The sequence below is a fragment of the Ruegeria sp. CL6 genome, assembly GCF_056536465.1.
In genome coordinates this window covers 466,100-483,605 of the sequence record NZ_JBQFPR010000002.1, presented here as the reverse complement: position 1 = coordinate 483,605, position 17,506 = coordinate 466,100, and the positions used below count along the sequence as shown (strand labels likewise).

Genomic DNA, 17,506 nt, shown 5'->3' with positions numbered 1-17,506 from the left:
AGAACTCGAAGGTAAATGCTGGAATGAACGAAGAGATCGATATATATCAAGACCTTAAGATGCGCTTGATTTCGAATGGATTCGAGCATGGAGCCAAGGTTCGGGCCGAAGAATTGCGTAAAGAGTATGGCTGTTCGGCAAGCGCCGTTCGCGAAGTTCTATTTAGACTGGCGGCGGTAGGTCTAGTAGATTTTCAAGAGCAGAAAGGTTTTCGTGTTCCAGCGCGTTCGCCGCAGAAGCTCATAGAACTAACCCACGTCCGTATTCTATTGGAGGCCGAAGGCACTGCGATGTCGATCCGCAATGGCGGAGTGGATTGGGAAGCAAGATTGACGGCCGCGCATCACAAACTTAGCCATATCGAAAAACGCATACACTCCACAGACGACCCGAGCGGCCTTATCGAGATATGGTTTGCCTCGGAGAAGGAGTTTCACCAAACGCTTATTTCTGCCTGTGGCTCGGAAACCTTAAAGCAAATGCATAGCCGAGTTTACGCGCAATTCAGACAGCAGTTGATGGTGGCAGATCGGAACTTTGAGTTCATTTCTCAAAACATAAGACACCATGCCGATATACTTGAAGCAGCATTGTCAGGGGATGAGCAGTTAACACGAGAAAAAATTCACGATCATCTGAAACGCCACCTAACTGGAAAGACGATGGGCGACTAAAGCCGAATATCGTCTTCCAAATACACCTGAATGATTTCGTCGAAGCTTGATTCCGCCTTAAACCCCAACTCCAGGGCGCGATCTGTTTGAAAGTCGCGCGGCCAATTCTTGACTATTCTTTCGATTGCCTCGTCAGGTTCTCGCCTAATTAAGCCCACTGCATCTTGACCGGCCACATCGCGCAGCGCTTCGATTTGTTCGGCGACGGTGCAACTTACGCCCGGCATGTTCAACGCGCGTCTATCATTCAAAAGCTGCGTGTCCATTGTTGCTGCGTGGGTCAAAAAAGTCGCAGCGGCGCGGGGGCTGGCGTGCCAGTGACGAACAGTTTCGGCAACTGGCAAGACAGCCTCACCCCCATTCAATGGCTCTCGGATTATACCTGAAAAGAAGGACGAAGCGGCAGCGTTGGCTTTGCCCGGGCGCACACACAAAGTGGGCAAGCGCAAGGAAATACCGTCGATATATCCTTTCCTGCTGAAATCCGTGATCATCAATTCAGCCGCCGCTTTCTGCGCTCCGTAACTTGTCAAAGGTGCCGAGAGGAACTCATCGCTTATCTTTTCGGGGAATGGTGACCCGAAGACTGCTATGGACGAGGCAAAAACCAGACGAGGTGTGTACTCGTTTCCTGATGCCTCGTGTTCATCCTTAAGTGCGTTCAGCAGTGCCCACGTTGCCATAAGGTTTACATCCCAACCCAACGCAAAGTCTGTTTCAGCTTGGCCTGAAACGATAGCTGCAAGATGAAAAATGACGTCTGGCCGCTGCGTAGCAAAAGACTTAGCTATGCCTGACGCAGTCAAGTTCCCCACAATTTGATTACCTGCCGCACTGTCGGGCGGGAACGAGAGATCGAACAGTGAGACTTGGGCATCGGCTCCAAAGGTTTCTTGGGTCGACACGCGATGGGCCAGTTTCTGGCCCAGCATTCCTCCGCCGCCTATAATCAGGATCCGCGTCACAGCATTCCGTTCCGTTTTTTGAGTTCTAGATACAAAGCTGAATGATCCAGTTCGGCCCCATCCATTTCGTCTATCAGATATTCGAAACGGTCGCGCACAGATCGGGTGCTAGGTAGCTCAACGCCAAGGCTTCGTGCTTCCTCCAGCGTGTTGTCCAAATCCTTTAGTTGAAACTTAGACAAGCCTCCGGGTGCAAAATTTCCATCAGACATGCGTTCGCCATGTTGTTGCAAGATAATACTATCCGCAAAGCCCCCCTTCAGTGCGGCCCTCAACGCGGTGGGGTCCGCACCACCTTGCTGAGCCAGTAGAGTCGCCTCGGCGACTGCCGATATTGTTACAGCGACAATTGTTTGATTGGCCAATTTGCACAATTGACCAGAACCACTTGGGCCAACATGTACAGGCCGGCCCATTGCTGTCAGAACCGGTCGCACGCGCTCCATAACGTCCTGATCGCCACCGACCATGATCGCAAGGGTGCCAGCTTCGGCACCTTTGGTGCCACCGGAAACCGGGGCGTCCAGATGCAGCACCCCCATCGAGGAAAGCTGCGCGGATTGCTCTCTTGCGTGTTCGGGTTTGGCGCTCGACATATCAATCCAGATCATCCCCGGTTTGAGTTGCTCGCGGAAAGCCTCGTCAGCAAGTAGCGCGCCGGTCGCGTATCCATCCGAGAGCATGGTTATTATTACGTCTGCACCCGAAACCGCCAGCGGGGCAGTTTCCGCCAATGTCGCGCCTTCTACCGTCAACGGTTTTGCCTTTTTCAAGCTGCGGTTCCATACAGTGAGCGGAAACTCGGCGCACAAAATATTCCGCGCCATAGGAGCTCCCATCAGGCCGGTTCCCAACAGAGCCACTTTGAACTGCTTGCTCATCATCTACTGTCCTTCCGAAGGTGCGCCACGCATGGTTATGGCCAAACCAAAATCTCTGTCATACGCTAACGGCTCTGTGCCCACATGCCAGAAGTCGTTGCAAATCCGCCAAGGTTTCTTTGCTTCTCGGTTGATCTGTGGGACGACGTAACACTTGTCCAGTCGCCACTTTTGAGGTCGGAATATTTATATGTCAGAAAGACTTAAGGGAAAAAGCGTCCTGGTCACAGCCGCCGCACAGGGGATCGGACTTGCAAGCGCAATTGCAATGGCAAGAGAGGGTGCAAAAGTCTATGCGACGGATAATAGCCCCAAAAAACTAAATTTGATTCGCGGTCAGAATCTCGAAAATCTCGAAATTTTCGAGATGGATGTGACGAATAATGACAGCATTCATCATGGGGTCGCGCGAGCGAAGCCGGACGTTTTGTTCAACTGCGCAGGGTTCGTGCATCACGGATCTATTCTGGATGCAACCGATGAAGAGTGGGATTTCGCCATGGACCTTAATGTGCGCTCAATGGTGCGCACGACAAAGGCTGTATTGCCGGGAATGCTAGAGCGCGGAGGAGGCTCGATAATCAATATGTCTTCCGCGCTGGGTTCCATAATCGGTGCGCCAAATCGATTTGTATATGGAACGACAAAAGCCGCTGTTGTCGGGCTGACGAAATCGGTAGCCGTGGACTTCATAACAAAAGGAATCCGGTGCAATTGCATTTGTCCGGGAACAGTCGACAGTCCCAGTTGGCGTGACCGCGTAGATGCGTTGGGCGAGCAACTGGGCAGCAGAGAAGAGGCCCTTGCACAATTTGTGGCGCGACAGCCTATGGGGCGTGTAGCGAAAGCAGAAGAGATTGCTGCATTGGTCGTCTATCTGGCGAGCGATGAAAGTGCATTCACCACAGGACACACGCACATTATTGACGGGGGTTGGTCAGGCCAATGACAAAAGTATCAAAAAACGATTTGCGATCTCGCAAGTGGTTCATGAATTCTGAGAACCTTGAGATGACGGCATTGTATCTGGAAAGATACCTGAATTACGGATTGACCCGTGAGGAACTGCAATCAGGCAAACCGATCATTGGCATTGCTCAGACCGGCAGTGATTTGAGCCCCTGTAATCGGCATCATATCGAATTGTCCAAACGTGTTCGCGATGGAATCATCGCCGCCGGGGGAACGTGCATCGAAATACCGGTCCATCCGATACAAGAGACCGGTAAACGGCCAACGGCGTCACTCGACCGCAACCTGGCTTATCTGTCCTTGGTTGAGAGTCTATTCGGGTATCCGATTGATGGCGTTGTTCTGAACATTGGTTGCGACAAGACCACGCCCGCGCTTCTTATGGCCGCTGCGACTGTCAACATCCCGGCGATCGCCCTGTCGGTCGGCCCCATGCTCAACGGCTGGTGGAAAGGTGAGCGCGCCGGATCGGGAACGGTTATTTGGAAAGCGCGCGAAGACCTTGCGGCTGACGAAATCGACACCGATGAGTTCATGGAGATCGCAGCCGCCGCAGCACCTTCGGTGGGTTATTGCAATACGATGGGAACAGCAACGACCATGAATTCGCTTGCTGAGGCCTTGGGTATGCAATTGCCCGGATCAGCAGCCATTCCAGCCCCGTATAGAGAGCGCGGTCAAATCAGTTATGAAACGGGTAAACGCATTGTGGACATGGTCTGGGAGGATCTACGACCCAGCGATGTGATGACACGTCAGGCTTTTGAGAATGCGATTGTTATCAACTCTGCGATTGGCGGATCGACGAACGCGCCGATCCACTTGAATGCAATCGCCCGGCATCTTGGTGTTCCGTTGACCAACGATGACTGGCAGAAACTTGGCCACGACGTTCCACTGTTGGTTAACATGCAGCCAGCGGGTAAGTATCTGGGCGAAGACTACCAACAGGCCGGAGGTGTACCCGCCGTTGTCGGAGAGCTTCTTGATGCTGGAATGCTGCCGCATCCCGATGCGATAACGGTGAACGGCAAGACAATGGGCGACAATTGCTCGGCACGCCGGTCTCAGAATAGCGACGTAATCAAGCCCGTCAGTAACCCGGTTAAGCAACAGGCGGGTTTCATCAATCTTTCGGGCAACCTGTTCGAGAGTGCGATTATGAAGACATCTGTGATCTCAAAGGCATTTCGAGAGACCTACCTGTCGAACCCGGATGATCCTAATGCATTTGAGGGCAGGGCGGTTGTGTTTGATGGGCCTGAGGATTTTCACCATCGGATCGATGATCCCGCAGAAAACATCGACGCAAACTGTATTCTGATTATGCGCGGAGCGGGACCAAAAGGATACCCTGGTGCTGCAGAGGTCGTGAACATGCGGCCGCCCGCATATTTGTTGAAACAGGGCATCGAAGCCCTTCCTTGCATCGGTGATGGACGGCAATCCGGTACATCAGGAAGTCCGTCTATCCTGAATGCCTCACCCGAAGCTGCAGAGGGTGGTGGGTTGGCCTTGGTGCGAAATGGTGACCGACTGCGCATCGATCTTGGCAAAGGCACAGCAGATATGCTGGTTTCGCTTGAAGAACTGCATCAACGCGCCCGCGATCTGGAGGCAAAGGGTGGGTATTCAACCCCGCCCAACCAATCCCCCTGGCAGGAATTATTCCGCGAAAAAGTAGATCGGTTGGATCGCGGTATGACGCTCAAGGGGGCAGAAAACTACCGCGATATCGCGCGAGGCTTCATGCCACGCGATAACCACTAAAAGGAACAGAAATGAAACTTGTTCGTTACGGAGCCAAGGGCTCGGAAAAACCGGCCCTGGTCGACTCTGAGGGTCAATTGCGGGATCTGTCCGCTCATATCAATGATATCACGGGGGATATGTTGGATGACGGAACGCTTGATAACCTGCGGTCATTGGATCCGAACAACCTGCCAATTGTAGAAGGTGACCCTCGTATCGCGCCGTGTGTCGGTGACATCGGTAAATTTCTTTGCATCGGTTTGAACTACTCGGACCATGCTGCAGAAACCGGCGCAGATATTCCCGAGCATCCGATACTTTTTTTCAAGGCGAACTCGGCTGTCATTGGTGCCTATGACGATGTTGTTATGCCGCGTGGGTCTACACATACCGACTGGGAATGCGAACTGGGGGTCGTCATTGGTAAGACAGCCAAATACGTTTCCAAGGCCGACGCGCTCGAATATGTTGCGGGCTATTGCATCGTAAATGACGTGTCGGAAAGGCATTTTCAAACTCAACTGACCGGTCAATGGACCAAAGGAAAATCCTGCGACACATTTGGCCCTACCGGCCCGTGGCTAGTGACCCGGGATGAGGTGCCGGATCCTCAGAGTCTTGGTATGTCGCTGGATGTAAACGGTCAGCGCATGCAAACCGGGAATACCGCCACGATGATCTTTTCCGTTGCCGAGATCATTGAGCATCTAAGCCAACTTTTCACACTGCATCCCGGTGACGTCATTTCAACTGGAACACCGCCCGGTGTTGGAATGGGGATCAAACCAAAACCAGTTTATCTGAAAAAAGGCGACGTCATGGAGCTTCGTATCGATGGGCTTGGTGTTCAGCGGCAAAAGGTTGGCCAGGATGACTGACTTGTTGCAAATTGGTGGGATCACCGAACGGATGAGAGAACGCCTGTCTTCAGTGTTCAATATTCATCAATTGGACGATTTCAGCGCGGATAGTATAACACATATCGTTACAAATGGGCATGATGGCGTTCCGCATGACCTGATGACATCACTCAGCAGTTTGAAGATGATCAGCGTCTATGGAGTCGGTTACGACGCCGTCGACGCAAATGCCGCGGCTGAGCGCGGGATTGTCGTGACGCACACACCCAATGTTTTGAACAAAGAAGTCGCGACCACCGCCGTTCTGCTGTTGCTGTCATGTTATCGAGAGCTCATACGTGACGACGATTACGTTCGGTCCGGACGGTGGGAAGTTGAAGGTAATGCCCCTTTGACACGATCAGCGGACAATCAAAGAATAGGCATTCTTGGTCTTGGTCGCATTGGTCAGGCGATCGTTGATAAGTTGGAGCCGTGGGCCCCCGAAATCTCTTATAACACCCGCAATCAAAAGGATGTCCCGTACCGATATTTCGACAGTTTGGTTGAAATGGCAGAACATGTGGATGTCCTCATATGCATCACGCCCGGCGGCCCGTCGACCAATAGGCTGGTCAACGCTGAGGTGTTGCGCGCGTTGGGGGCAGGGGGCACGCTTATAAACGTTAGTCGAGGTTCGGTTGTCGACGAAACTGCCCTAATCAATGCATTGCAAAACGGTGAGCTCGGGTGGGCAGGGCTTGATGTTTTTGAAGACGAACCGCGCGTTCCAAAAGCATTGCGCGAGTTGTCCAATGTCGTTCTGCTCCCTCACGCTGGTAGCGCGACTATTGAGACACGTGCAGCTATGGGTGACCTAACTGTCGACAATCTCCTGCAACACCTTAAGGACGGATCGGTGATCACAGCTGTGCCGGAATGCAGAGATCTGTAGAAGGCCAATCTGAATAGTGTTTGAGTTTGCCGTTGCGGTTTTCTTTCTGCTGATTACGCCTGGCCCAGGTGTTTTGACAACTGCGGGTATTGGATCAGCATTTGGTTTTCGAGCTGGGCTCGCTTTTGTGGCCGGTTTGATGCTGGGCGGTTTCATCAACATGATGTTTGTTGTCTCTGGAGTCGCTGCAGTAGCTTTGGCTATACCGGTACTTAGAACTTTGCTGCTATTTGCCTCTGTCGGGTATTTGGGATTTCTCGCCTGGCGTATTGCAAGAGCTGGCTCAAAGGTCGGGTTTTCCCCCGCGGTCTCGCCACTTGGTTTTGCGAACGGGCTGACACTTCAGTTCATTAATCCCAAGGCTTACGTGGTCGGCACTGCATTGTTTTCAGGGTTTGCCTTTTTGCCCGATGCGCCCGTTTGGGAGGTCGTCATAAAAATCGTAATATTCAATATGATTTGGGTGCCAGTGCACGTGATCTGGCTGGGTGCTGGCGCAAAGCTAGGCAGCCTTGATTTAAGTGAGAGATCACATCAAAGGATCAACTTTGCGATGGCGGCTTCATTGATGGTTGTTGTGGTGATTGCTTTGGCGTCGGCGCTTTAAACAAAGCCTGCGTCAGTCGTACCTAGCAGACGGTTGAAAGACACAAATCAAAGTGACGCCGTTATTCCGCCATCAACGTAGAGAGTATGTCCATTGACGAAACTGGATGCAGGGGAGGCAAGAAATATGGCGGCGCCGACAAGTTCTTCCACATTGCCCCAGCGACCGGCCGGGGTGCGTTTCTCGAGCCATGCACTAAACTCAGGGTCAGCAACCAATGCGGCGTTCAAAGGTGTATCGAAATATCCAGGCGCAATGGCATTGCAGTTTAGGCCATACTTAGCCCAATCAGTCGCCATTCCTTTTGTAAGGTTGGTCACGGCACCTTTTGTCGCCGTGTAAGGCGCAATACCCGGTCTTGCCAATGCGGATTGAACCGACGCAATGTTAATGATCTTGCCTGACTTTCTTTCAATCATGTGCCGTGCCACAGCCTGACCGACATGAAAGACGGACGCTACATTTGTCTGTAGTAGGTGCTCGAAGGCATCAGCGGGGAAATCCTGTAGCTCCGTCCTGTGTTGCATTCCGGCGTTGTTTATCAGGATGTCTATGGGGCCGACATTGTCTTCAAAGTTGTCCACGGCAGATCGGACACCTTCATGATCGGTTGCATCGAACGAAAGTTCACGTACCGAGGCGCCTGTTTCACTCAACTCGGATGCTGCTGCCGCTAGTTTCGCGGTGTCGCGCCCGTTCAAAACGACTTGCGAACCGGCGGCAGCCAAGCCACGGGCCAACGCAAATCCAATGCCTTGGCTAGAGCCTGTTACTAGTGCGCGTGTTCCCTCTAGGTTGAACATTTCAAGCATCATGCAAAAACCCCTTGGTTGTCAGCACCGACTATCCGTATCTTTTGGCAATATGTATAGGGAGTCTGTGCAATGTCTTCGGCCAATGTTGCTGTTGTTATCCATGCCGCAAAAGATCTGAGGTTGGAAAACCGGGACGTACACAACGTGGGGCCAGACGAAGTCTTGATTGCCATGCGCGCGGGTGGGATTTGCGGCTCTGACCTGCATTATTATAACCACGGTGGTTTCGGTGCGATCAAGTTGCGTCAGCCGATGGTGCTAGGACATGAAGTCGCCGGAGAAATCGTGAAAGTCGGGTCAAGCGTGCATGGGCTGCACTTAGGCCAACTGGTTGCAGTTTCTCCATCCCGCCCTTGCCAAGCCTGCATTTATTGTCTGAACGGGCAGCAAAACCACTGTCTTGATATGAAGTTCTATGGCAGCGCGATGCCGTTCCCGCATATCCAAGGCGCTTTTCAAAGCAAACTCGTGGCGAAAGCCAGGCAATGTGTTCCGGCAGATGGGTTGAGCCCTGCGCAGGCCGCTATGGCCGAACCTCTGGCTGTCTGTTTGCACGCAATTAAACAAGCCGGGAACCTCTTAGGCAAAACGGTACTTATCACGGGATGCGGTCCGATTGGCTGCCTCACGATCTTGGCGGTACGTCGTTCTGGAGCGGCCAGAATAGTGGCGACGGATATCTCGGACCAGACCCTCGCTCTGGCGCGTGAATGCGGGGCAGACGATGTCATCAACACCTACGCCGATCCGCAAAAACTGGAGCAGTTTGAAAACGACAAGGGCCAGGTTGATGTCCAACTGGAGTGTTCTGGGGCTCAATCGGCTCTGGCTTCTGGCGTCGCATGCTTGCGACCGGGTGGAACATTGGTTCAGCTTGGTCTGGGTGGAGATATGACTGTGCCGATGCAGGCGTTGACTGCAAAAGAGATAGTGCTTCGCGGGTCTTTCCGTTTCCATTCCGAGTTCTCAGTGGCGGTCGAGATGATGCGAAGCGGACAAATAAACGTCGACCAGTTGGTGACGCATTCCTTCGAAGTTGGCGAGGCAGTAACTGCCTTTGAGGTCGCGTCTGATCGAAGCCAATCAATGAAAGTGCAGTTAACGTTTCCGGAAAATGACGATGGATAGACGAATGCGTGATATTGCAAAGACTTATGAAAGAGACGGTTTCGTAGCTCCGCTGGATATCCTGACGGTCTTGTCAGATTAACTTTGCTTGAGCGGGACAGGGCGGTTGCGTAGCTTTTGCCCATGACCAGATCTGCCTCTTTTAAGTATTTCAAGACCAGCCCCGAGATCATCCGCTTGGCGGTGATGCTGTACATCCGTTTCCCTCTCTCCCTTCGGAATGTCGAAGATCTGCTGCACGAGCGAGGTATCGACGTGAGCCACGAAACTGTCCGATATTGGTGGAACAGGTTTGGCCCGATATTTGCTGCTGAGATTAGACGGAAGCGCGTTCAGCAGCTGCGTGCGTTCTCTAAATGGAAGTGGCACGTGGATGAGGTTTTCGTGAAGGTGAATGGCAAGCAGCATTATCTATGGCGGGCTGTAGATCATGAGGGCGAAGTGCTGGAAGCCGTCGTCACCAAACGCCGAAACAAGCAGGCGGCATTGAAATTCCTTAGGAAATTGATGAAGCGGCACGGTAAAGCTGAAGAAGTAGTCACCGATCGCTTCGCGTCGTATCGGGCTGCTCTCAGAGAGCTCGGAGCTACCGAAAAACAGCAGACGGGCAGGTGGCTCAACAACCGCGTCGAGAATTCGCACCTGCCGTTTCGACGAAGAGAACGCGCGATGCAACGCTTCAGGCGCATGCGAAGTTTGCAGAAGTTCGCCGCCGTCCATTCCTCCGTCTACAACCACTTCAACCAGGAAAGATCTCTCACCGGCAGAGATACCTTCAAGCTAACACGCACCGCCGCTCTCGCCGAGTGGCGCGAACTTGGTGCGGCATAAAGGGCAGCTGTACTGGCCTAGCTGAGACTGGTTCGAATTTGTCTGACAGCACCCAGATCCTTTCAAGCACTGTACCTTTAGCGGTTCACTCAAGAGTTTTGTGAGGCACTAATGCAGAATGAACATGCATCCGAGCTACGTGCTCTATGGCTGTTTGGTCCGCAGCTGGAGACTGCAAAGCCAAATTGTGAATGTCTGCTTTGGGCTGCCTGTGGTCATCCACCCTCAAAAGGCGAGTGACAGTTTTGTCCGCCAACCGGACGTTCAGCCGAGTTCAGAAAGTTGCAGGGTAGTACACCAAAGCCGACGGCGTGAGTAAGCGAGGCATGTCAAAAAAAGAGAAAAGCCCCACATGATCACGGGGCTTTTCTGAACTTAATTTGCGGAGGTAACTTAATTTGCGGAGGTATCAGGATCCTACTGCAGGCTTCGGGCACGAGCGGAACTGGATCATGCGGCCACCTTGATTGGCTTGATCCATGGCATCGGCGCATAGGTCCGCGGTTTCCGCAGCAAACTGAGACTGTTTCGAATTCGTCTGACAGCACCGCCACCCCACCTAATTTAACGAGAGACGGTCTTGTCAGACTTGCTTTGCTTTAGCGACGCAGAACTCACTGGCTGTCGAGATGCCACCCCATGCCTAAATCCGACAGATGCCTTTGAACCCGCCCAGGGTAATCAGATACGATTGCATCCACGCGCAGGTTGATCATCCTGCTTATTTCTTCGTGCTCATTGACCGTCCAAACGGCGACACATAAGCCCAGCTCTTTTGCGAGGGCCACATTTTCTGCTGTCACATCCGCATAATATGGGCACCAAAGCGAACCACCGGCTTGCTTGACCAAAAGTGGGATTTCGTCGCGGCGACCTCGAAAGTTTGGGCAAACCGCCTTTGAGGAATCCTCGCCCACATCGTCCTCATTTTCCGGAAGCTGCGTAAGGTAAGAAGACGGCATATCCGGAGCCTGTCGCTGGCATTCTTCTAGTAGGTTCCAGTCAAAACTGTGCAAAACCGCGCGCGTAGATAGACCTTTGACGCGAACCTCCTGAAGAACGCGCCCAACAAAATTCTCTCGATAAAGCGCATCGTGAGCCAGGTCAGGATCCGACTTCAGTTCGACCATCAGATAGGCATCGCCGTATTTTTGTTCGGCTACCAAATCGAGCAGGTCTATCAGCCTTGGGACACGCACGCCGTCCAGTTGCGCCTGATCCGGGAAGCGTTGGCCATAGGCAGAATGCCCGTCTAACCGTCCAATATCGAATTGCTGGATCTGCTCGAAAGTCAGAGATGAGACTTTCGGCTCTTCTCCGGAAAGAAACAGGCCATTGGTGTCGCGAAAGCTAGATGCGTGCAGACGATGATTGTGGGTAATGACCGGAACGTCATCAGCCGTCAGAACGACATCAAATTCAAGAAGCGGTACGCCGATGGACAGCGAGAAGTCAAAGCCAATCATGCTGTTTTCAGGCAAAACGCCTCTTGCCCCTCGATGTCCCACAACACGGATCAGGTTGTTACCACCACGAAATGCTTCGACCTGCGGAAACCCCATTAGCTTTCCAACCTTTCCCCGGTTGATTGGTCAAACAGATGCATGTGCTCGGAGGCGACCGAAAACCGCATGTTCGGATGCCGGCCCTCGATCGGATGGACGCCCGGAAGGCTTATCGTGATCGCACCGCCGACCCTCGCGAGTTGACCGTGCAACAGAGTGTTGGCCCCTAGCGGTTCTGCCATTTGGATCGCCGCTTCTAGCGGACCACTGTCATCCAACAACAGGTGCTCTGGGCGGATGCCCAGCTTCAACGCGCAATCGGGACCCGCAGATGGGCCAACTTCAATTTCACCGATCTTGACTGTCCCGTTTTCACGCCGGGCATCAAACACATTCATCGCGGGGCTCCCAATGAACTGTGCCGCGAATAGAGTTCTCGGTGTTTCGTAAACCTCTAGCGGTGTTCCGATCTGTTCGGCGATACCGCCGTTCATGACGATCATCCTGTCTGCCATCGTCATCGCTTCGACCTGATCGTGGGTTACGTAAAGCGAGGTGATGCCCAGCTTTTCCTGAAGCTCACGAATTTCCAGACGCATCTGAACACGCAATTTAGCGTCTAGGTTCGACAGCGGTTCATCAAACAGAAATACTGCTGGTTCGCGGACAATAGCCCGACCCATTGCAACCCTCTGACGTTGGCCGCCGGAAAGTTGTCTTGGTTTGCGATCCAGTAAGGGTTCCAGTTGCAACAGCTTGGCGGCCTCAGTCACCTTCTGGTCAATCTGGTTCTTGGGCAGACCGGCGATCTTAAGGCCGTACCCCATATTCTGGCGCACAGACATATGTGGATAGAGAGCATAGTTCTGGAACACCATCGCGATGTCCCGATCCATCGGCTCTTTGTCGTTGGCTCGTTCCTCTCCAATTCGGATTTCGCCATCAGTCACGGTTTCGAGTCCCGCAACCATGCGCAACAGCGTGGACTTGCCGCAGCCCGAGGGGCCAACGATCACGATGAACTCACCATCAGCAATATCGATATCGATGCCGTGGATGACGTCCGTCGGGCCAAAGCTCTTTTTGACGTTCTCTAGTGTTACTGTTGCCATTTCTTACTTCTCGCTATCGACAAGGCCGCGGACAAAGAGCTTTTGCATCGACACCACCACGATGACCGGAGGGATCATTGCCAGAATAGATGTGGCCATGATGACCGGCCATTCGGCCACATCATCGCCGGACGGGAACATCTGTTTAATGCCCATCACGATGGTGTTCATTTCAGGGTCGGTGGTGATGAGCAGCGGCCAAAGGTATTGGTTCCAGCCATAGATAAACAGGATCACGAACAGCGCCGCGATATTGGTCCTGCTCATGGGCACAACGATATCAATGAAGAACCGCATCGGGCGGGCCCCGTCGACTCGAGCTGCTTCGGCCAGTTCATCCGGGATTGTCAGAAAGAACTGCCGGAACAGGAACGTCGCCGTAGCCGAGGCGATAAGAGGGAAGATCAACCCATAGTAGCTGTTGAGCATACCGAACCCGGCGACAACTTCAAAGGTTGGAACAATGCGGACTTCGACCGGGAGCATAAGCGTCAGAAAGATCAGCCAAAAAAACGTCGTGCGCCCGGGAAATCGGAAATAGACAATCGCAAAGGCTGACAATAGTGAGATCACGATCTTGCCCACCGCAATACCGATGGCCATCACGAGGCTGTTGAACAACATCGTGGCGACAGGGACATTCACGCCGGAAAACAGCGCGGCTTTGTAGTTTTCCCAGAACTGGTCGCCCGGCACCAACGGCATGGGCGGTGACACGATTTCCGGCTGGCTAACGGTCGAGGCCACAAATGCCAGCCAGATCGGAAAGAAGATGATCACAACGCCAAGGATCATTAGCGCATGGGTCAACCAGATCCCCATCCCGCGTTTTTCGACCATTCCGTGTTGTTGGGCCGCCATCAGTAGTGCACCCTTTTTTCCACATATTTGAACTGGATGACGGTCAACAAGCCTACCACGATCAGCAGAATGACTGACTGCGCCGAGGATGAACCAAGATCCTGCCCGACGAACCCGTCTGAGAAGACTTTATAGACCAGAATTGTCGTCGCCTGTTGTGGGCCTCCGCCTGTGATGGTGTGGATAACGCCAAAGGTTTCAAAGAAGGCGTAGACGACATTTACCACCAGCAGGAAGAACGCTGTCGGCGACAACAGCGGTAGAACGATTGTGAAGAACCGACGCCAGAAGCGCGCGCCGTCGATCGCGGCAGCCTCGATCACCGACCGCGGAACCGATTGCAGGGCTGCGAAAAAGAACAGGAAGTTATAGCTGATGCGCCCCCAAGCCGATGCTACAACCACCAGCCCCATGGCCTCGGTTCCGTTAAGGACATGGTTCCAGTCATAACCGAGCTGGCCGAGGTACCAAGACACGACACCAACGCGCGTGTTGAACATGAACAGCCACAGTACACCGGCCACGGCGGGGGCGACGGCGTAGGGCCAAATCAGCAATGTCCGGTAGACACCCGATCCCTTGATTAGACGATCTGCGATTACCGCCAGAAACAAGGCCGGGATCATTGAACACAGCGTTACCAGCGTTGAAAACACCGCCGTTGTCACGAAAGAAGCACGGTAGAATTTGTCGCTCAGCAGGAACTCAAAATTGCCGAGCCCAACGAATTGGGACGACAACCCAAAGGGATCAGGGATGAACAGAGATTGCCAAACGGCCTGGCCTGCGGGGTAAAAGAAGAAAACGGCGGAAATGATGACCTGAGGGGCAATCAGCGCCAATGGCAAAAGCCAGCCGCGGAAGGTGACGCGTTTTTCCATCCTGATATTCCACCGAAAAAAGAAAATGCGGGCCCTTAACAGGCCCGCATCAAATTAAAACTTATTGATTGGCGGATTCGAACCGGCGCAGCAGCGCGTCACCGCGTTCTTTTGCGCTGTCCATCGCTTCCTGAGCGGTCTTTTCGCCGGACCAGACGGCCTCAAGCTCTTCGTCGATGATGCCGCGAATCTGGTCGAACGATCCCAGACGCAGACCTTTCGAGTTTGCGGTTGGTTCCTTCGCAGTCATCTGGATCACCGCGATGTCGGTGCCGGGGTTTTCGTCATAGAAACCTGCAGCACGAGTAGCTTCACCAGCTTCGGACGTGATTGGAAGATAACCGGTATTCTGGTGCCAAGCAGCCTGAACGTCCGACGACGAAAGGAAGCTCAGGAACTCGCCAACGCCTTTGTATTCCTCGGGATCATGGCCTTCCATTACCCAAAGCGATGCGCCGCCGATAATGGTGTTCTGCGGCTCGCTGGTGACGGCCTCCCAATAGGGTAGCGGGCGCACGTCGAACTCGAACTCAGCTTCAGAGCTGATACCGGCATAACCAGCCGAGCTTTCGGTGAACAACGCGCATTCACCAGCCCGGAAATTTGCACCACCCTCGTTTCTGCGCCCGGTGTAGATGAACTTGCCATCCTTGGCCCAGTCACCCATGGCTGTCAGGTGTGCGACCTGCGCCGGACCGTTCAGCATCAGCTCGGTATCCAGACCGGCAAAACCGTTGTCCTGCGATGCGAACGGAACGTCGTGATAGGCCGAAAGGTTCTCGAGGTGAATCCAGCTTTGCCATGCGGTCACCAGCGGGCAGTCCTCACCGCCAGCCTTCAGCTGTTCAAGCACGTCGCCAACCTTTTCCCAGGTCGATAGATCTGTGTCCGGATCAACACCCGCCGCTTCGAAGGCATCACGATTGACCCACAGAACCGGTGTGGACGAGTTGAAAGGCAGTGAAAGCATTTCTCCGTCCGTTGTAGTATAGTACCCTTTGACAGCGCCAATATACGCGTCAGGATCGAACGACGCACCGCTTTCAGCCATCACTTCATAGACGGGTTTGATCGCACCTTCGGCCGACATCATCGTTGCCGTGCCTACCTCAAAAACCATCAGGATGTGGGGCTGCTCACCGGCGCGGAAAGCGGCAATACCTGCGTTCAGAGTTTCCGAGTAATTGCCTTTGTGGCTTTCGACCACGACGAACTCATCCTGGCTGGCGTTGAACTCTTCAACCTGCGCTTTAACAAGCTCACCCAGTCGGCCGGTGAAGGCGTGCCAAAACTGAACCTCAGTTTGGGCCAGCGCCGCCACGGGGGACAACGCGGTGGTTACGGCAAGAGCGCCGAGAAAATGCTTATTCATGATTCCTCCCATGCATCAGTGTTGATGCTTCGTTGAATGCCGACTGCAACGCGTAATCAGCACACATGACGATTTCACGACGTTAACGTTACAATTTTATAATTCAAGCATTTAATTTTTGAGAAAAACATAACATTACATTATAAACTGACTAAGTAACAACGAACCAGGTTCAAAGCATGAGTCAAACTTTGAGGATCCGCCAATTGGAAGCGCTCATGGCAGTTTCCACAAATGGGTCGGTCACCGCTGCAGCTACGGATCTTGGGATAAGCCAGCCTGCGGTCAGCCGACTGCTTTCTGATCTGGAAAAATCGCTTGGCTTTCAACTTTTTGATCGCCGTGAAGGTCGTTTGGTGCCTTCGCAGGAGGTGCGTTATCTGCAACCCAGCGTAGAGCGCGTTTTGGAGTTGATGAAGCAGATCTCGGATGTCAGTCAGGACATAACCCAACGCAAGGCGGGACACATCCGCATCGCATGTTTGCCCGGGTTCGCCACCAGTCACCTTCCCAACGTCATCGCCACGTTTTTACAAGATCGGCCAGGTGTAACCATGACGATCGAACCTGACAGACCGGAACGCATTCTCGAGTGGATGATCGGTGAGCAATATGATTTCGGAATCACAGATAACTTTAACGGGCATCCGGCCGTCGAAAGCAGAGACATCGATGTCCGTACAGTTTGCGTGTTTCCTACTGGACATGAATTGGAAAAACTCTCCGAGGTGACACCCACGGATCTTGTGAACGCCAAGATTATTCACACACGGCGCGACAGCGATTTTTTTGGACAGCTTTCAAAAGCGTTTCAAAACGCCAACGTCAAATTGAATTCCCACATCGAAGTTAGGCAGTTCACGGCGGCTTGTGAATTGGCTGTAAAAGGTGTCGGGATTTCCGTGGTCAGCGAGTTGGACGCCGTACAATATGCAGACAACGGATTGAGCTACCGACCGTTCAAACCGCTCTTGTCACATACGCTTTCCCTTGTGCGTCCGATTTTGAAGCAACCGTCACTAGTGACGCTTGAGTTCATCGAGCAGTTCCAAGAGAGCCTAGCCCCGTTCAAGGCAGTAAACTCCTGAGCATGGATGATTTAGCTCCTAGCCCTGGGACACTCTAGTGCTCGCTTTGTCCGCACGGCGCACATGGACAATGCAATCGGTCGTTGTCTGCTTTCACCGGAGAGCGGATGTTCGGACCAATGGCAGCGAACGGCTGATGAAAACCCAAAGCGATCAGTAGAACCCACCGACCATCCACGAGATTTTGCCTTCTGAAGCGTACGTCAAGTGATTGCTCTCTCGCGCGGGCAGGGCGTTTGACGCAGCAATCATTTGTTGTTTGATTTTA

The 17,506-nt window shown here is 53.1% G+C and carries 17 protein-coding genes; 9 read left to right on the top strand and 8 right to left on the bottom strand.

Going from position 1 to position 17,506, the window contains the following annotated elements; translation table 11 throughout:
• Positions 1–23 precede the first annotated feature (23 nt).
• The gene (locus tag ACR0LH_RS07280; protein ID WP_480430487.1) at positions 24–674 is read left to right on the top strand and encodes a GntR family transcriptional regulator; all 651 of its coding nucleotides are present in this window, start codon (positions 24–26) and stop codon (positions 672–674) included.
• Here the strand turns inward: ACR0LH_RS07280 and denD are convergent.
• Positions 671–1,639 carry a D-erythronate dehydrogenase gene (gene denD, locus ACR0LH_RS07275; RefSeq protein WP_170777654.1) on the bottom strand — a complete coding sequence of 323 codons (969 nt, stop codon included), beginning with the start codon at positions 1,637–1,639 and terminating at the stop codon, positions 671–673. The genes ACR0LH_RS07280 and denD overlap by 4 nt on opposite strands.
• On the bottom strand, positions 1,636–2,520 hold the full coding sequence (locus ACR0LH_RS07270; protein WP_170777655.1) for an NAD(P)-dependent oxidoreductase: 885 nt from the start codon (positions 2,518–2,520) through the stop codon (positions 1,636–1,638). Before ACR0LH_RS07270 ends, denD begins: the two co-directional genes overlap by 4 nt.
• A gap of 190 nt (positions 2,521–2,710) precedes the next feature.
• Between ACR0LH_RS07270 and ACR0LH_RS07265 the strand changes: the two genes are divergently transcribed.
• From ACR0LH_RS07265 to ACR0LH_RS07245, 5 genes are read left to right on the top strand one after another with little or no spacing between them, the layout of a single operon-like run.
• On the top strand, positions 2,711–3,469 hold the full coding sequence (locus ACR0LH_RS07265; RefSeq protein WP_480720307.1) for an SDR family oxidoreductase: 759 nt from the start codon (positions 2,711–2,713) through the stop codon (positions 3,467–3,469).
• Entirely contained in the window at positions 3,466–5,262 is a 1,797-nt protein-coding gene (locus ACR0LH_RS07260; protein WP_480720306.1) for an IlvD/Edd family dehydratase, read from the top strand. Before ACR0LH_RS07265 ends, ACR0LH_RS07260 begins: the two co-directional genes overlap by 4 nt.
• Before the next feature lie 11 nt (positions 5,263–5,273).
• Complete coding sequence (locus ACR0LH_RS07255) at positions 5,274–6,122, top strand: fumarylacetoacetate hydrolase family protein (RefSeq protein ID WP_170777657.1); 849 nt, start codon at positions 5,274–5,276, stop codon at positions 6,120–6,122.
• Positions 6,115–7,038, top strand: a complete 924-nt coding sequence (locus ACR0LH_RS07250) for a 2-hydroxyacid dehydrogenase (RefSeq protein ID WP_170777658.1) — start codon at positions 6,115–6,117, stop codon at positions 7,036–7,038. Before ACR0LH_RS07255 ends, ACR0LH_RS07250 begins: the two co-directional genes overlap by 8 nt.
• Positions 7,039–7,054: 16 nt before the next feature.
• On the top strand, positions 7,055–7,645 hold the full coding sequence (locus ACR0LH_RS07245; protein ID WP_480720305.1) for a LysE family translocator: 591 nt from the start codon (positions 7,055–7,057) through the stop codon (positions 7,643–7,645).
• A 47-nt stretch (positions 7,646–7,692) separates the two neighbouring features.
• Here the strand turns inward: ACR0LH_RS07245 and ACR0LH_RS07240 are convergent, their stop codons facing one another.
• Entirely contained in the window at positions 7,693–8,460 is a 768-nt protein-coding gene (locus ACR0LH_RS07240) for an SDR family oxidoreductase (RefSeq protein WP_170777660.1), read from the bottom strand.
• Positions 8,461–8,529: 69 nt separating this feature from the next.
• Between ACR0LH_RS07240 and ACR0LH_RS07235 the strand changes: the two genes are divergently transcribed.
• Both ACR0LH_RS07235 and ACR0LH_RS07230 read left to right on the top strand, forming a co-directional pair.
• Positions 8,530–9,588, top strand: coding sequence for an L-idonate 5-dehydrogenase (locus tag ACR0LH_RS07235; protein ID WP_480720304.1), 1,059 nt, complete (start codon positions 8,530–8,532; stop codon positions 9,586–9,588).
• A gap of 123 nt (positions 9,589–9,711) precedes the next feature.
• Positions 9,712–10,419 carry an IS6 family transposase gene (locus ACR0LH_RS07230; RefSeq protein WP_170777662.1) on the top strand — a complete coding sequence of 236 codons (708 nt, stop codon included), beginning with the start codon at positions 9,712–9,714 and terminating at the stop codon, positions 10,417–10,419.
• A 614-nt stretch (positions 10,420–11,033) separates the two neighbouring features.
• Here the strand turns inward: ACR0LH_RS07230 and ACR0LH_RS07225 are convergent.
• The 5 genes from ACR0LH_RS07225 to ugpB all read right to left on the bottom strand — a co-directional run bounded on the left by ACR0LH_RS07225 (position 11,034) and on the right by ugpB (position 16,150).
• The gene (locus tag ACR0LH_RS07225; RefSeq protein ID WP_480720303.1) at positions 11,034–11,981 is read right to left on the bottom strand and encodes a glycerophosphodiester phosphodiesterase family protein; all 948 of its coding nucleotides are present in this window, start codon (positions 11,979–11,981) and stop codon (positions 11,034–11,036) included.
• Complete coding sequence (ugpC, locus tag ACR0LH_RS07220; protein ID WP_170777664.1) at positions 11,981–13,036, bottom strand: sn-glycerol-3-phosphate ABC transporter ATP-binding protein UgpC; 1,056 nt, start codon at positions 13,034–13,036, stop codon at positions 11,981–11,983. The genes ACR0LH_RS07225 and ugpC overlap by 1 nt, the downstream gene beginning before the upstream one ends.
• A gap of 3 nt (positions 13,037–13,039) precedes the next feature.
• Positions 13,040–13,876 carry a sn-glycerol-3-phosphate ABC transporter permease UgpE gene (gene ugpE, locus ACR0LH_RS07215; RefSeq protein ID WP_170777941.1) on the bottom strand — a complete coding sequence of 279 codons (837 nt, stop codon included), beginning with the start codon at positions 13,874–13,876 and terminating at the stop codon, positions 13,040–13,042.
• A 20-nt stretch (positions 13,877–13,896) separates the two neighbouring features.
• Positions 13,897–14,778 (bottom strand): sn-glycerol-3-phosphate ABC transporter permease UgpA, encoded by an 882-nt coding sequence (ugpA, locus tag ACR0LH_RS07210; protein WP_155150415.1) that lies wholly within the window; start codon positions 14,776–14,778, stop codon positions 13,897–13,899.
• Positions 14,779–14,839: 61 nt separating this feature from the next.
• A complete protein-coding gene (ugpB, locus tag ACR0LH_RS07205; RefSeq protein ID WP_170410769.1) occupies positions 14,840–16,150 on the bottom strand; it encodes a sn-glycerol-3-phosphate ABC transporter substrate-binding protein UgpB in 1,311 nt (436 codons plus the stop codon).
• Positions 16,151–16,329: 179 nt separating this feature from the next.
• Here ugpB and ACR0LH_RS07200 point away from each other — a divergent pair, with 179 nt between their 5' ends.
• A complete protein-coding gene (locus ACR0LH_RS07200; protein ID WP_480720302.1) occupies positions 16,330–17,238 on the top strand; it encodes a LysR substrate-binding domain-containing protein in 909 nt (302 codons plus the stop codon).
• The last annotated feature ends 268 nt before the right edge of the window (positions 17,239–17,506 follow it).

Excerpts from the sequence above, each read along its gene's own strand:
- ACR0LH_RS07230 (WP_170777662.1), top strand. The coding sequence starts at position 9,712 with ATGACCAGATCTGCCTCTTTTAAGTATTTCAAGACCAGCCCCGAGATC.
- ACR0LH_RS07265 (WP_480720307.1), top strand. The coding sequence starts at position 2,711 with ATGTCAGAAAGACTTAAGGGAAAAAGCGTCCTGGTCACAGCCGCCGCA.
- ACR0LH_RS07200 (WP_480720302.1), top strand. The coding sequence starts at position 16,330 with ATGAGTCAAACTTTGAGGATCCGCCAATTGGAAGCGCTCATGGCAGTT.
- ACR0LH_RS07270 (WP_170777655.1), bottom strand. The coding sequence starts at position 2,520 with ATGAGCAAGCAGTTCAAAGTGGCTCTGTTGGGAACCGGCCTGATGGGA.
- ACR0LH_RS07240 (WP_170777660.1), bottom strand. The coding sequence starts at position 8,460 with ATGATGCTTGAAATGTTCAACCTAGAGGGAACACGCGCACTAGTAACA.
- ACR0LH_RS07280 (WP_480430487.1), top strand. The coding sequence starts at position 24 with ATGAACGAAGAGATCGATATATATCAAGACCTTAAGATGCGCTTGATT.
- ACR0LH_RS07235 (WP_480720304.1), top strand. The coding sequence starts at position 8,530 with ATGTCTTCGGCCAATGTTGCTGTTGTTATCCATGCCGCAAAAGATCTG.
- ACR0LH_RS07255 (WP_170777657.1), top strand. The coding sequence starts at position 5,274 with ATGAAACTTGTTCGTTACGGAGCCAAGGGCTCGGAAAAACCGGCCCTG.
- ACR0LH_RS07260 (WP_480720306.1), top strand. The coding sequence starts at position 3,466 with ATGACAAAAGTATCAAAAAACGATTTGCGATCTCGCAAGTGGTTCATG.
- ugpC (WP_170777664.1), bottom strand. The coding sequence starts at position 13,036 with ATGGCAACAGTAACACTAGAGAACGTCAAAAAGAGCTTTGGCCCGACG.
- ugpB (WP_170410769.1), bottom strand. The coding sequence starts at position 16,150 with ATGAATAAGCATTTTCTCGGCGCTCTTGCCGTAACCACCGCGTTGTCC.
- ugpE (WP_170777941.1), bottom strand. The coding sequence starts at position 13,876 with ATGGTCGAAAAACGCGGGATGGGGATCTGGTTGACCCATGCGCTAATG.
- ACR0LH_RS07250 (WP_170777658.1), top strand. The coding sequence starts at position 6,115 with ATGACTGACTTGTTGCAAATTGGTGGGATCACCGAACGGATGAGAGAA.
- ACR0LH_RS07225 (WP_480720303.1), bottom strand. The coding sequence starts at position 11,981 with ATGGGGTTTCCGCAGGTCGAAGCATTTCGTGGTGGTAACAACCTGATC.
- ugpA (WP_155150415.1), bottom strand. The coding sequence starts at position 14,778 with ATGGAAAAACGCGTCACCTTCCGCGGCTGGCTTTTGCCATTGGCGCTG.